Origin of the sequence: Bartonella sp. AA18HLJMS (assembly GCF_042197245.1) — a bacterium.
GTDB lineage: Bacteria > Pseudomonadota > Alphaproteobacteria > Rhizobiales > Rhizobiaceae > Bartonella.
Genome location: NZ_JBHIRP010000001.1, coordinates 188,990 through 202,877 on the forward strand (window position 1 = coordinate 188,990; position 13,888 = coordinate 202,877).

Consider the following 13,888-nt stretch of genomic DNA (forward strand, 5'->3'; position numbering starts at 1 on the left):
TTTACATCTTTGTTGCTTTAAAAGATCCTTGTTGCACAGACAATAACAATTGCTGCAACAACTGTTGAATAGCAATATGTCTTTCAAGCTGCTTAACAAAATCCATTGAAACATCTTTTGCACTTTGGGGCAATGATTGCCATTCGCTCAAAGCCTTTTCGTAATCACCAGCTTGAATGGCAACTTCCATGCGTGCCGCAATAGCCCCCAGCGTTGTCCCTTCAACATTTCCAATCGGTCGCGAAACAATGAGCCCTTTTATCCACGCTAAAATTCGGTCAAAAAAACCAGCATCTGACGCAACAAGATTTTGCGTACCAACAATTGCATCAGCAACATGAGCAAAATCAACTGAAAGTTGTGCTGAACTTGGAAGACCCACAGTAGCTGTTTTTTGCAACACATCAAGTCCATTAATCGAAGGCGATAATTGCCGCAACAGCTTTAATTCATTATTATAAGATCCACCACGCTCTACAGCATTTTTTAATGAACTAATTGCAGTAAAGAGCGCGGTATCTATTTCTTTTTTCTCACTATTTTTAACAGCAGTTTCTTCCTGTAGTGCTTCTAACTGTTGTTTTAACGCAGCAAGATCATTTGCATTGCTCTGCCCAACAGACAAAGCCGTCTCTATCTCTTTCGACTTTCTAACAAAAGTTTGTACAATTTCTTCAAGAGCTTTTACTTTTTCCTCTAAAATCGCAAAAGCTTTTTTGCTTTCTTCTTTCGATAGTTCATCATTTTTCGTTGTTTTAAACTGTTGTGATGAAAAAGAAGAAAACTCTGTTTTTAACGTATCAATTTCTTGAAAGACCCGCCTCAATTGTTCCTTTGTGTCTTCACCTTGACTTTTTGCGGCTTCAGCAATCTGCAAAGCTTTTTCTCCTCTAGCAGAATTTTCCACAAAAGGAGAAGGAAAAAAACCAGCCCATTGAAGCCCCATAAAAATTCCCAAAGCAATGAATCCCCCCAAAATCCCAGAAAGGGATAAGAAAAGCCAAGTTGTACTAGAGATACTTTTATCCTGACCTTGCATATTCTGTTCTTCTCGCGCTTGAGATTCTACAGAATTATGGATTTTTTCCTCTGAATCATGGGGAACAGCTTCATGTTCAATAACTGGTTTCTTACGGCGCGTACCAGCATAATGTGGTTTAACTTTTGGTTTTGAAGAATCGACCATCTCTGTCACTTTTCGTGCACACTTTTTTTTAATGATAAAATAATAAAATGAAAAAAGTTTTAAAAACGCAGCTTTTCTCAATAATATTTACAAGTATCGCCTTTAATAGACAAGTTTTTAAAAAACATTTGCATTTTATACTCGAAAATACAGCTTTATTTTTTAATCAACGATATCATAAAATTCAAAGAAAATTCCAAAACACATATTTTTCATAGAAAAAACAATTCTAAGAGAAATACTTTGCATCTTTTTCTGTTCATGGTACGCACGCAGGAAAGAAGCTTCAATATAAGGTTTTGTTTAAAATGCGTCTGCTGGGAATAGAAACAAGTTGTGATGAAACGGCAGCGGCTGTCATTGAATATAACAACGAATCAAACAGCCTAATTCTTTCCAATGTTGTTTGGAGTCAAATTGATCACCATGCACCTTACGGCGGTGTTGTTCCTGAAATTGCTGCTCGTGCCCATGTTGAAGTTCTTGATCATTTAATTCTGCAAGCACTAACAGAAGCAAACACAAAATTAAAAGATATTGATGGCATTGCAGCCACCAGTGGGCCTGGTTTGATAGGAGGATTGTTGGTAGGCGTTATGAGCGCAAAAGCACTCTCTCTTGCCACTGGCAAACCATTTATTGCGGTAAATCACTTAGAGGGACATGCTTTAACAGCCGTGTTAACGCACAACGTCAGCTTTCCTTATTTATTACTTTTAGTTTCAGGAGGTCATACACAAACAATCATTGTTCATGGAGTAGGCAACTATCAACGTTTAGGAACCACTATTGATGATGCATTAGGAGAAGCCTTTGATAAAACAGCAAAACTTTTAGGTCTTCCTTATCCTGGTGGACCAGCACTTGAAAAAGCAGCTTTATTTGGTGATAAAAATCGCATCCCTCTTCCACGACCTTTAAAAGGTGAAAAACGGTTAGACTTTTCTTTTTCAGGACTCAAAACTGCTGTTCGACAAGCCGCAACAGCCATAGCTCCCCTTACAGAAAATGATATTGCTGACATTGCCGCAAGTTTTCAAGCCGCCGTGACCGATACAATACATGATCGTATTCACCTAGCCCTACAACACTTTGCCCACCAATATCCTCTCTCTGATAATCAAGAAAAGCGTTCTCCTGCTTTGGTTGTCGCAGGCGGTGTTGCCGCAAACCAAGCCATTCGCTCTACATTACAAGAACTTGCCCATCAGCATGGTTTTGAATTTATAGCCCCTCCTCTTTCCTTGTGTACCGATAATGCTGCAATGATTGCTTTTGCCGGTGCACAAAAACTCGTACGAGGAGAAACAAGCTCTCTTGACATTGCACCCCGCTCACGCTGGCCATTAGATGAAAAAGCCCCGCCCTTGATCGGGATGGGACGCCGTGGAACAAAAGCATAATAAAATTGACGTCCTACACACATCTTAAAGAACGAAGATTTCTACTCAATCCGGTCTATAGATAGTCCGAATTCTCTATCGAGCAGATTCCACCTGCTTCCCACTCACACAATTCACTTAACCCAAAGATCGACACGTAAACCTAAATATTCACCACACATTCTTAAAAACTTCATGTTTCAAAAAACTGCCTTATATCATTACACTTCAAATGACGGTATTTTACAGCATAATAAGACGCACTCTATCCCACAAAGCATAGATATGAATGCCATTCGTTGACCTCATCATCTTTGACCATTTATTCGTTTCATTGTCATTGTAATTTTAAAGCTTTTTAGAACCAATTTTCTTGCTAAATTCTCTCCAACGCAATGCTCCAATGATCCTATAGTAACTACATTTCAAACAGCAGCTGAAAAGATGATTAAGCTTCCACATGGCTGAGCAATTTTAAGTCTATTACTTCGCGATACACTGATATATTTTTCTGCTACAAGATAAGCAAAATACCTTTATACAACATGAAATATCAATGGAGCGCATTTTTCTATATACAAGTTATTTTGAAATAAGAAAAAACAGATAATGCCCGTTCTTTACTCCATTTTAAAAATCACCCTTGATGATATTACAAAGATACTTATAAAAAATTGGACACGACGAATGCATAACAATCTATGAAAAAGGTGAACACATGGCTTATTGGCTTTTTAAATCTGAACCCCATAAATGGTCATGGGAGATGCAAAAGAAAAAAGGAGCTGATGGCGAACAATGGGATGGTGTACGCAATTATCAAGCCCGTAACAATATGCGCGCTATGAAATATGGCGATAAAGGTTTTTTTTATCATTCAAATAAAGGTTTAGAAATTGTAGGAATTGTAGAAATATGTGCTGAAGCACACCCTGATTCTACAAGCTCTGATCCACGCTGGGAATGTGTGGATATCCGTGCACTTTGTGACATGCCAACACCTGTTTCATTAAAACAAATTAAAGCCAATCCCAAACTAGCAAATATGGCGCTGGTCAAAGCCAGCCGCTTATCAGTGCAACCCGTGACAGAAGATGAATGGAAAGAAGTCTGTTTGATGGGCAACCTTAAGAGGGAAATGCTTTTATCTTAAAACAATAATTTTTATTCATTAACTCATATAAAAAGATGCTTCATAACGCAGAAGAATAAGCACAACACCTCCTTCTGTTGAGGTATTCTCATGCTAAATGCATAAATATGATATTTTTCTTTGTCATTTTTTATCCTGCACTCTTTCTCAATACAGTCTCCTTCCAAATTACACAAAAAACCTCTTTATGATGCATCTTTTCGGCATTGTTAAAAGCAAGGCTTACTCAACAATTATAATAAGCAACACCACGAACATAACACTCAGCCCCTTCACACACAAATGCAACGAAAAAACAAAACTGAACGTGGATAAAAAAACAATAAAAATGATCGTGAAATTCTCCTAAACAGTGCATATGTGCTAGGTGTTGCACAATTCTCTTCACACTTAAAAAACGCATCATATTGCGTGTTTATTGTTTTGCATGTTGGACGAGTGCGCCTCATACCGCAGGATTCTCTCATTCCCAACCTGTTTTATATTGAATCAATCAAAAGCTATTTGCTTGCACATTCTAAGCGGAGAAAGTCCCATATAGATAAAAAACGTGAAAGAAAGGACTAAAAATTCCTCCTATGAATCGTCTCAAGTGCCAAGGACTGTCCGCAACACCCACGAGCTGGCAAAGTGAATGATAGTGGCAGCTTGTTTCTCCATAAGCGTAAAGATGATGACACTCAATAGCTAAAACACCTTCTAGAACATAAAAAACGCTTCCAACCAATACGTAAAATACCCTGCAGACGGAATACCTTCTTTTCAGCAAGCAACCATTAGAAATTATAAAAGTTTATTTTTTAGAAGCACTCTTTTTTAATTTTCCTCTTTTAATTTTTCTTGCATGAAATCTCATTTTTCATGAAACTATATCAATCAGTGCATCAACATGCCTATAAGGAAAAACATGAACCACTATACTCTTTTAATCGTTGAAGACGATGATCTACGCCCCATTTTAGTAGAACAATTGCAAATGCATCAAGAGTTTAAAATTTTCCAAGCAAAAACAGCAGAAGCGGGAATGAGAATAATCCAAGAAGAAAATATTGATCTCACTATTTTGGGATTTCAACTTCCTGATCTTGATGGCTACAAAGCCGTTAAACAATTACGCACCCAAGGATTTCGTGCCCCCATTATCATGATAATAAATTATGATACAGACTGTGATAATATTTTAGATCTTGAAACAGGCGCCAATGATTATGTAACAAAACCCTTTCGCTTTGCGGTGTTATTGGCGAGAATTCGAGCACAGTTGCGCCAATATGAACAAAATGAAGACGCAACCTTTCATATTGGTCCCTATACTTTTAAACTAAGACAAAAACTTCTTCTTGATCAATGCAACAATAAAATCTGTCTCACAGAAAAAGAAGCAGCGATCCTTAAATGTCTCTATCATGCCAATGATAAAATTGTCAGCCGTGAAACATTGTTAGAACAAGTTTGGGGATATAATGAAAATATTGTCACCCATACTTTAGAAACCCATATCTATCGTTTGCGACAAAAAATCGAAAACGATCCCTCCAATGCACAAATTCTCATGACAGATCAAAATGGTTACCGTTTAAATCTTTAATTCGAGATTTACTGTTTCAAAAATAATTTTAATATCCTAAATGAAAACAGAAACGAGATGAAAAAACCTTCGCATATAATTCGAATGCTATTACATAGAACTTACTCTTATGACAAAATATATAACATTATGAATAAAAAACGAAATATTCTAACATGAGAACCAAAAACAAAAATGCTTTCAACCCTCACGATATACTTTGTAACTTCTGTTTCACATGCTTTTGTTCTTTCTAAAGTTTTTAATATGTTTCGCATATAAATAATCGTGATATCTTTTAGCAACATTCTTGATCATAACTATCATCTTTAGATGAGTGCTATTTATGATTATTTTTTTCAAAAAAACCGCTCCACACACTGCTTTATCTCATATTCACTAGCCTAAATTGAGAGATGTTTTTTATCTTTATAGTTTTCCTCTATTCTTTATGACGTTATCTCCTCTTAAGAGGTTATATAATTCATGATATAACGCTAAATGTTTATCCTAACGATAAAGCCACTGAGCACCACCATCTTTACGCTTATAAAAGAACAAGCCAGCACCATCACACACTTATGTTAGATCTCGATGTTGCAGAGGAGCCCTTGATACTTGAGATGGTTTATAAGAAGCATTGTAATCCTTCCTTGTACAGTTTTTAACCACCCTAAACCATATTATGTAAGATCTCTTGGACTCTGCTATTTTTACGTTTACGAAGATACCAGCATTTTTTTCTTTTAAAATGTTTCCACTATTCATGAAATATGGTTCGGTATATAGATACTTGAGATTTTTATTCACATACCAATTCCACATATTAATGTACAAAAGAATATTTTTTAATTGTAAATGCAAAAAATTGAAATAAGAGAATGCTTCTATATTTGCGGTTCTTATGACAATGACAAAATGATTAATTATCTTTATAAATTAAAATATTTCTTGTCTGTGGTGATAAAGCAGGAATAAAAATACGTCGCGACTGACGACGCTGTACGAGCAAACCCTGATAAACACGTTTTTGTGCCTGACACATTAAGAGTCCACCAAAATAAGGCAAAAGATAGCGAGCAAATGGCTCATAAAAAAATGAGAACAACCGCGAAAAATAACCCGTAGAGGGCATATAGTGTACAATTTCTTGTATTGGCCCAGAAACAAAATTTGTTTTTTCGAACAAACGAGTAATTTGTTGCCGACTATAGGGTTCGCCATAACCAAAGGGCGTAGTAATATTGCGCGCCCAAAAACCAGAGCGATTAGGTACAATAACGATCAAGTGGCCATTAGGTGCTAAAACACGCCATATTTCATTCAACGTTTCAAATGAATTTTCTGTATATTCTAATGCATGTACCAATAAAATACAGTCAACTGACGCATCAGGAAGTGGCAAATCTTCTTCAAAAACAAGCGCTGTAGCAACTTGCTCAGAACAAGGCCAAGGCGAAACACCCTGAGAAGCTGGCATAAAAGCAAAACATTGTTGGGCACGTTCACGCAATGTAGAAAGATAAGGAAGTGCATAACCCAATCCCATAATCCGTTTATCCGTAAGATCAGGCCACCATAAATTCAATTGGTCACACAGCGTTTTTTGCACACGCAGTCCAAGTGCAGAAGCATAAAAATCTTTCAGCGTAACGATATCCAACTCAACATACCATGTAGAAACAAATTTCAAACATTACAGATTTTCATATACCAAACCTATATGGACTTCTGCTTTTTTTCCGCAATAGCGAACATTTCAATATTGCATATTTTAAACTTAAATGATTAAAAAATCAGTACAATAGGATGATTATTGCCTTACAAGCACTTTAATCATTTTTTTGGAGATAAACCCCATAGAGGTTCTTCATATACTGTTTTTGACATCAATTAAGAAAAAAGCCAACACTGGTTAATTAAAATGAAGCAATCTTTCAAGATAGTTTTTTTCTTCTTCTGAAAGATGCTCTTTACCAAGACGTTTGCGAATTTCATCCAAAATCTGCCGCGTACGCATTTGATCACTTTCTTGTGGTAGTGCCTCGCCTTCTTGTTCTTCATCTGTTTTTGAAGAAAGTGGACGTCCTAACGGATCTTTAGGACCAGAATCAGCATTTTGATCATTTCCCGTTTCTTTAAGTGTTTCGCGCATTTTTTTCAAAACATTTTGTGCACCTTGCCTCAAAGATTCCAAAGCATCAGACTGATTTTGTATAGATACCTGATGATTTCCATTATCAAGAGCATTTTCCGCAGAATTCATTTTTTCTTCTGCCCTTTTCAAGGCGCCCCCTGTTTCAAATCCTTGTTCTGATAATTCTTTTTCTAATGTTGATAATTCAGATTGCAATTCAGCTTGACGTTTTTTTAAAGATTTTTTTTGTGTTTCCGGTACATTTTCTCCGCGTTTTTGTTCCATCTCTAACTGATGTGTTTCATTGAGAATTTCTTGCTGACGACGCATTAAATCTCCAAGCTGGTCCATCTTTTCTTTCATTTGTGCAGATTGGCTTTTTTCTCCCTCATTTTGATTACCTTTTTGCACATGCAAATGATCAAGCGTCTGTTCAACTTCCGCCAAGAGTTGTTCAGCTGCTATAGAAGAGCCTGTTTTAGCCATTTCCTCAATTAAATTTAACTTTTCTTGTAATGTAGCTTCAGAAAGATTAGGACTTTTTGAGCTTTTAGAATTTTTAGAAACTTGACTATCCGGTGCTTTTTCAGCCAAAGCACGAATATACTCATCCATAGCTTGACGTAAATCTGCCATAAGCCGTTCAATTTCTGCCGCTGAAGCACCGTAACGCAATGCATCACGTAAAGCAGCTTGTGCTTGTTTTAACTTTTTTTGCACGGATTCAAGTTGATTGCCTTCAATACCCAAAGCAATTTGCCATAAATAATCCACCACATCGCGCAAATCCTCGTCTGTTTGTGCTAAAGAAAGTCTTGTCCACGCACTTTGTAGAACAATAAAATGCGATGCATTTTGCAACCCCTTTTCTGGACGTACAAGCAAAGCAGAAAGCATATCAAGTACCCGCTCTCGCGCTAAAGGATTAAGAGCTAATAAACGACGCAGTTCAACCACTGCGCGTGCAACAGGATTCGAAAAAACACGCTGTGGTAATATCATAACAAAAGTTTTGCTACGCCCTTTCTGCCCCGCACCATCTTCTGCCACCAAAGTAATTTTGACTTGCGAACCCGCCCATGGATGCGCTGATATATCCTGCACCATTCGCATTTTCCCCTTTCCACCACGCGGAAGAAGAAGCTCTATTTCCGGAGCATTATAAAGAGAAGAAGCACTTTTATTCTGAGGAAGAAAAGGCTCTATTTCAACAAAAGCCTTTGTCACACCATAATCATCATCCACCACATATCGTAACTCCAATGATCCCGTTAAAATCCTCCCTGGTTTTTCCAACCAATGAATTGTTGGAAGCGTGTCCTTAATTATCTGCAAATGCCATTGCTGTTTTTTACGACGTGATGATACAAATAAATTTATTGGATGCTTTAAATGTGTTTCAAAATGAACAATTGGATCATTCAAAGCTGTTTGTTCCGTTTTCTCTGAAAACGAAACTTCCCTCCCATCTTCTACAGACTTTGCTTTTACTGTAATGCCAGCCCCATTGACAACACGCACAACAACATTACTCCCTTCAGGGATTTCTAGTTGTGTTTTCTCATCTTTTGTCAAATAAATCGGTGCCACACCGGTATAAGCAGGTGGTGTTACCCAAGCATCAATCCGCATGAGTTTTTCATCAACGATAGGACGAAAATCAAAGGCATCAGCCAAACGCCCCCCTTGTGAACCAAAAGAAAAACTAAAAGCGCACACAAAAAGAAGAGCACACAAAGCCCTCAAAGCTAAAGGATCATAATCCGCACTATTAAGAGAGATAAATCCAGTTTTTAAATGGTATAATTGCTTTGCCATTCGGCGTTGATGTTCACGCCAAATAACAGCACTAAAATCTTCATCATTTTCAGAACATAAACGATCTGTCTGAATATTCAAAGGCTGATGTCTAAGATCATTGACGCGTTCAAGGCGGCAATTTACTTCACGCATTGTGGGAAACCGAAAACGAATAAGAAAAAATAAACTCGCCCCAGCACAAATAAGTATAACCCCAAGTAAGAGCAAATGTGACCAATAGCCCAAAATACCAAAAAGTCCCAACCAGCTAAACGAACAAAAGAGACTAAGAACGAGGAAAAATGGTAACAACCGTACCCACATCCGTTCAAATGAAAGGATCCCCCACATCAAAATGCGCACACACAAAAGCTTCATTGCAAAACCTTTGATGTTTTTATTTTTCATAAACAAGCATTTATCCCCTTTTATCGTGGTGCATTAAGATCATAAACCCCATACAAAACAATTTCTAGAAAATAAATTGTTTCATCAAAGTTTAGTAAAAATAAGACCCAAAATATTTAATAATGCTCAATCTAATTTGGGCTCAATCCAATCTGGAATATGATCACAGCCTATCAATTGTGCATAATCAAGGCGTGGACGAATGACTGCATAACGCGTATCCTGAACCAGAACTTCCGGCACCAAAAGTCGACTATTATAAGTGCTTGCCATCACTGCGCCATAAGCCCCTGCTCCTGTTAACATCAACACATCACCCGCTTTCAACACTGGCAAAGAACGTTCCAAGCCTAAATAATCACCAGTTTCACAAATAGGACCGACAATATCAGCATTAATCAGAGGGGCATCTATTGGTGTTTTTTTCACTGGCATTACATTTTGCCACGCATCATAAAGCGTTGGACGCATGAAATCATTCATCGCCGCATCAACAATAACAAAATTTCGTCCTTCCGCCTTTTTTAAATACACAACCGATGTCACCAACACACCGGCTTCACCAACAATACTACGCCCAGGTTCTAGGATAATATTGATCCCTAAAGGCGCAATATGTTTCTTTACCAGTGCTGCATACTCAAAAGGAGAAGGTACTGGATGCTTCTCATAACCATAAGGAATACCAAGCCCGCCCCCAATATCGATATGGGTTATCGCATAACCATTATTCCATAATTGACGCACAAAATCTGCAACAATAACAAATGCATCCTCAAACGGTTTTAAATCACAAATTTGACTGCCAATATGGAGATCAACACCACACACATGAAGACCGGGCAATTGAGCTGCTTTTTTATATGCATCACCCGCCAAAGACAGTGGAATACCAAATTTATTCTCAGACTTACCTGTTGTAATTTTCTTGTGAGTCTTAGCATCCACATCAGGATTAAGGCGTAAAGAAATACGAGCTGTTTTTGAAAGCGCAGCAGCCCGCGCCGATAATTGTTCAAGTTCTGGCTCTGATTCAACGTTAAAACAATAAATATCTTGTGCAAGAGCAAAATCTATTTCTCTCACTGTTTTACCAACACCAGAATAAACAATATTCTGCGCAGGAATACCAACAGCAAGTGCACGCCGTAATTCCCCTTCTGAGACCACATCAGCTCCCGCTCCATTGTTAGCTAAAAGTTGTAAAACTGCTTGATTGGAATTCGCTTTAACCGCATAAGCAATTAAACTCGGCATATCATGAAATGCATTCTGATAATCTTTAAAATGTGCAACGATTGCGCTAGCTGAATAACAATAAAAAGGTGTTCCAACTTCCCGCGCAAGTTCCAAAAGAGAAAGACCTTCAGCGTGAAGCACACCCTGATGATAAGAAAAAAAACGCATAAAAATTCCTATTGTATTAACCGATCAAGAATAAAAGGTTTATCTGTTTTGCCTTGAGAAACAAAAGTTCCTTGTGAAGAATTCACTCCTGTTGAAGGAGGTAACTCTAATGACCCTTTACGCCCACACCCAACGACACCAAAGCCCCCAAAAAGGACAATCATCAACCCCTTTATTATAATTTTCATCTGTCCTCTTTCCTCATCTCGATTTCTTTTTTACCTTTAAAATACAATCACTCAAGCGCTCACGAGACGCTTTTTCCAATACGCAATTTGTCGAAGAACCTCTGAAGGCGCTGTTCCCCCAAAGCTTTTACGACTTTCAACAGATTTTTCAACGGTCAAAACATCAAAAAGTGTCGCATTGATATCAGGACAAATTGCTTGAAGTTCATCTAATGATAAATCATGAAGGCGACACTGTTTTTTTTCTGCCAATGCCACAGCACACCCTGTGATGTGATGTGCTTTGCGAAAAGGAATCCCTAAATTGCGTACAAGCCAATCCGCAAAATCTGTAGCTGTTGCATACCCTAAATCCGCTGCTTGTTTCATGGCTTTTTTATTCACTTTCAAATCAGCAATCATCCCTGTCATTGCTGCTAGTGATAATTCCAAACTCAAAGCCCCATCAAACACATATTCCTTATCTTCTTGCATATCCTTTGAATAAGCAAGCGGTAATCCTTTCATCACCGTTAACAATCCCATAAGTGCACCATTCAATCGACCTGCTTTCGCTCGTACTAACTCTGCCGCATCAGGATTTCTCTTTTGTGGCATAATAGATGAACCCGTTGAAAAAGCATCTGATAAATGAATAAAACAAAACTGTTCACTTGACCAAAGAATTATTTCTTCTGCTAAACGTGAAAGATGTGTTGCACAAAGAGCGCCAGCGCTTAAAAATTCCAATGCAAAGTCACGATCTGAAACACTATCAATTGAATTGCGTGTAGGTTCGCGAAAGCCTAGCGCTTTTGCTGTCATAAAACGGTCAATTGGAAAGCCTGTCCCCGCTAAAGCAGCCGCCCCTAAAGGCGATTCATTCATTCGCTCAAGAGCATCACGCATCCGCGATAAATCTCGACCAAACATTTCAACATAAGCCATCATATAATGACTCAATGTTACGGGTTGAGCCAATTGTAAATGCGTAAAGCCTGGCATAAAGGTATCAACATGTTGTTCTGCGCGAATAAGTAATTGCTCTATCAATCCTTTTAAAGCTTGTGCTATCTTTTGCGTTGCTTCACGTACCCACAAGCGAAAATCAACAGCAACTTGATCATTGCGTGAACGCGCCGTATGCAAACGCCCAGCTACAGGACCTATCAATTCGCTCAGCCGCGCTTCAATATTCATATGAATATCTTCAAGCTTTCGTGAAAAAACAAATTTACCGTCTTCAATTTCTTGGCGAATAAGTTTCAAACCATGAACAATTTTTTCATAATCTGATTGTGAAATGATTTTCGTTTGCGCTAACATAGCCACATGAGAAAGAGAACCTTCAATATCTTGTCGATAAAGTTTTTGATCAAAATCAATAGAAGCATTAATTTCTTCCATAATTGCAGCAGGGCCTGCCGCAAACCGACCACCCCACATTTGGTTCTTTAACTTCTCATCTGTCATATTCTGAAAACACCCATCCAAAGGACAAAATTATGATTTTTCAAATTTTCATCAGCGAAAAAAACAATAAAAAAAGGCAACTCTCCCTTGCATTCTTTATCATTGCATTGAGTTTATACGCAACCATAAACTACGATACCAAAAGAGAGTTTTTTCTTTTCAATTTCATTTCAGCAGCACAAGCACAAGAAATAAATACTGATAAAGCACGAGCAGAAAAAATGATGGCGATACGAAAAGCAGCAAAAGGCTTTTTTAGCCACATACGATTTGCTGATACGCCCTCAGATATGAATAAACTCTCTTTCAAGGATATTCTAGGAAAAGAGCACACACTCAGCGAATTTACTGGAAAACCAATGCTGGTCAATCTATGGGCTATTTGGTGTGCACCTTGCCGCACAGAAATGCCTGAACTTGCGCAATTAAAACGTGAATTAGGTGGAGAAAACTTTGATGTCATAGCTATTAATATCGATAAAACTGCTTCTCCTGAAAAAATTCAGCAATTTTTACAGAATATTCATTCAGATAATTTGCTTTACTATCGCGATGAAACAATGGATATTTTCAACAATGTTAGAAAACAGGGGCTCGCTTTAGGACTCCCCATTACATTACTCATTGATAAAGATGGATATCTCATTGCTTCTTTCAATGGTGCAGCTCCGTGGGCCAATGACGATGCCAAAGCACTTATAAAAGCAGTCATTAAAGAAGCCCTATAACTTTAATAACCGCGTCTTTTTAAACGTTGTATAACAAGATCCAGTGCTGACAAAAAAGCAGAACGGTCTTTACGAGAAAAAGGACGGGGACCACCTATTATACTGCCCTGTCCACGCAAATCTTCCATCAAATTGCGCATCGCCAAAGCCTGACCAATTGAATTTACATCAAAAATACGCCCCGTTGGCGAAAGACAAAAACCCCCAGCTTGCACAACCCGTGCTGCTAAAGGAATATCACTGGTAATAACGATACTTGCCTCATGCACATGTTCTACAATCCAATCATCAGCACCATTGAATTCACCAGCAACGACCACTCTTTCAATGAGTGCTTCATCTGGAAGGGACAAAGAACGATTTGCCACAACAAATGTCTTAAGCTGATAACGATTCATCACACGATAAACTTCATCTTTTACAGGACAAGCATCCGCATCAATCAACAAAGTGATAGCAGGCTTTATTGGGATATTCATA

The 13,888-nt window shown here is 38.0% G+C and carries 11 protein-coding genes; 4 read left to right on the top strand and 7 right to left on the bottom strand.

The genetic code is table 11. The annotated features are described in order from the left end of the window. Position 1: 1 nt before the first annotated feature. The gene (locus ACFINW_RS00800; protein ID WP_375620938.1) at positions 2–1,186 is read right to left on the bottom strand and encodes a hypothetical protein; all 1,185 of its coding nucleotides are present in this window, start codon (positions 1,184–1,186) and stop codon (positions 2–4) included. A gap of 308 nt (positions 1,187–1,494) precedes the next feature. Here ACFINW_RS00800 and tsaD point away from each other — a divergent pair, with 308 nt between their 5' ends. The 3 genes from tsaD to ACFINW_RS00815 all read left to right on the top strand — a co-directional run bounded on the left by tsaD (position 1,495) and on the right by ACFINW_RS00815 (position 5,309). After that, positions 1,495–2,589, top strand: coding sequence for a tRNA (adenosine(37)-N6)-threonylcarbamoyltransferase complex transferase subunit TsaD (tsaD, locus tag ACFINW_RS00805; RefSeq protein ID WP_375620937.1), 1,095 nt, complete (start codon positions 1,495–1,497; stop codon positions 2,587–2,589). A 697-nt stretch (positions 2,590–3,286) separates the two neighbouring features. Next, a complete protein-coding gene (locus tag ACFINW_RS00810; RefSeq protein WP_375620936.1) occupies positions 3,287–3,721 on the top strand; it encodes an EVE domain-containing protein in 435 nt (144 codons plus the stop codon). 907 nt (positions 3,722–4,628) lie between these two features. Continuing rightward, positions 4,629–5,309, top strand: coding sequence for a response regulator transcription factor (locus tag ACFINW_RS00815; RefSeq protein ID WP_375620935.1), 681 nt, complete (start codon positions 4,629–4,631; stop codon positions 5,307–5,309). A 901-nt stretch (positions 5,310–6,210) separates the two neighbouring features. Here ACFINW_RS00815 and ACFINW_RS00820 read toward each other — a convergent pair. The 5 genes from ACFINW_RS00820 to argH form a co-directional block, all read right to left on the bottom strand. Next, positions 6,211–6,981, bottom strand: a complete 771-nt coding sequence (locus tag ACFINW_RS00820; RefSeq protein WP_375629065.1) for a class I SAM-dependent methyltransferase — start codon at positions 6,979–6,981, stop codon at positions 6,211–6,213. Positions 6,982–7,203: 222 nt separating this feature from the next. Next, the gene (locus ACFINW_RS00825; RefSeq protein ID WP_375673656.1) at positions 7,204–9,633 is read right to left on the bottom strand and encodes a TIGR02302 family protein; all 2,430 of its coding nucleotides are present in this window, start codon (positions 9,631–9,633) and stop codon (positions 7,204–7,206) included. Positions 9,634–9,759: 126 nt separating this feature from the next. After that, positions 9,760–11,040, bottom strand: a complete 1,281-nt coding sequence (lysA, locus tag ACFINW_RS00830) for a diaminopimelate decarboxylase (RefSeq protein ID WP_375673658.1) — start codon at positions 11,038–11,040, stop codon at positions 9,760–9,762. A gap of 8 nt (positions 11,041–11,048) precedes the next feature. Continuing rightward, positions 11,049–11,228 (bottom strand): LPS translocon maturation chaperone LptM, encoded by a 180-nt coding sequence (locus ACFINW_RS00835; RefSeq protein WP_375645305.1) that lies wholly within the window; start codon positions 11,226–11,228, stop codon positions 11,049–11,051. A gap of 51 nt (positions 11,229–11,279) precedes the next feature. Beyond that, complete coding sequence (argH, locus tag ACFINW_RS00840) at positions 11,280–12,680, bottom strand: argininosuccinate lyase (RefSeq protein WP_375645309.1); 1,401 nt, start codon at positions 12,678–12,680, stop codon at positions 11,280–11,282. Positions 12,681–12,712: 32 nt separating this feature from the next. On the opposite strand from argH, the gene ACFINW_RS00845 reads away from it, so the two are divergent. Next, positions 12,713–13,408, top strand: a complete 696-nt coding sequence (locus ACFINW_RS00845; RefSeq protein ID WP_375620929.1) for a TlpA disulfide reductase family protein — start codon at positions 12,713–12,715, stop codon at positions 13,406–13,408. Positions 13,409–13,410: 2 nt separating this feature from the next. Here ACFINW_RS00845 and ACFINW_RS00850 read toward each other — a convergent pair whose 3' ends face one another. Beyond that, on the bottom strand, positions 13,411–13,887 hold the full coding sequence (locus tag ACFINW_RS00850; protein WP_273790302.1) for a YaiI/YqxD family protein: 477 nt from the start codon (positions 13,885–13,887) through the stop codon (positions 13,411–13,413). Position 13,888 lies beyond the last annotated feature (1 nt).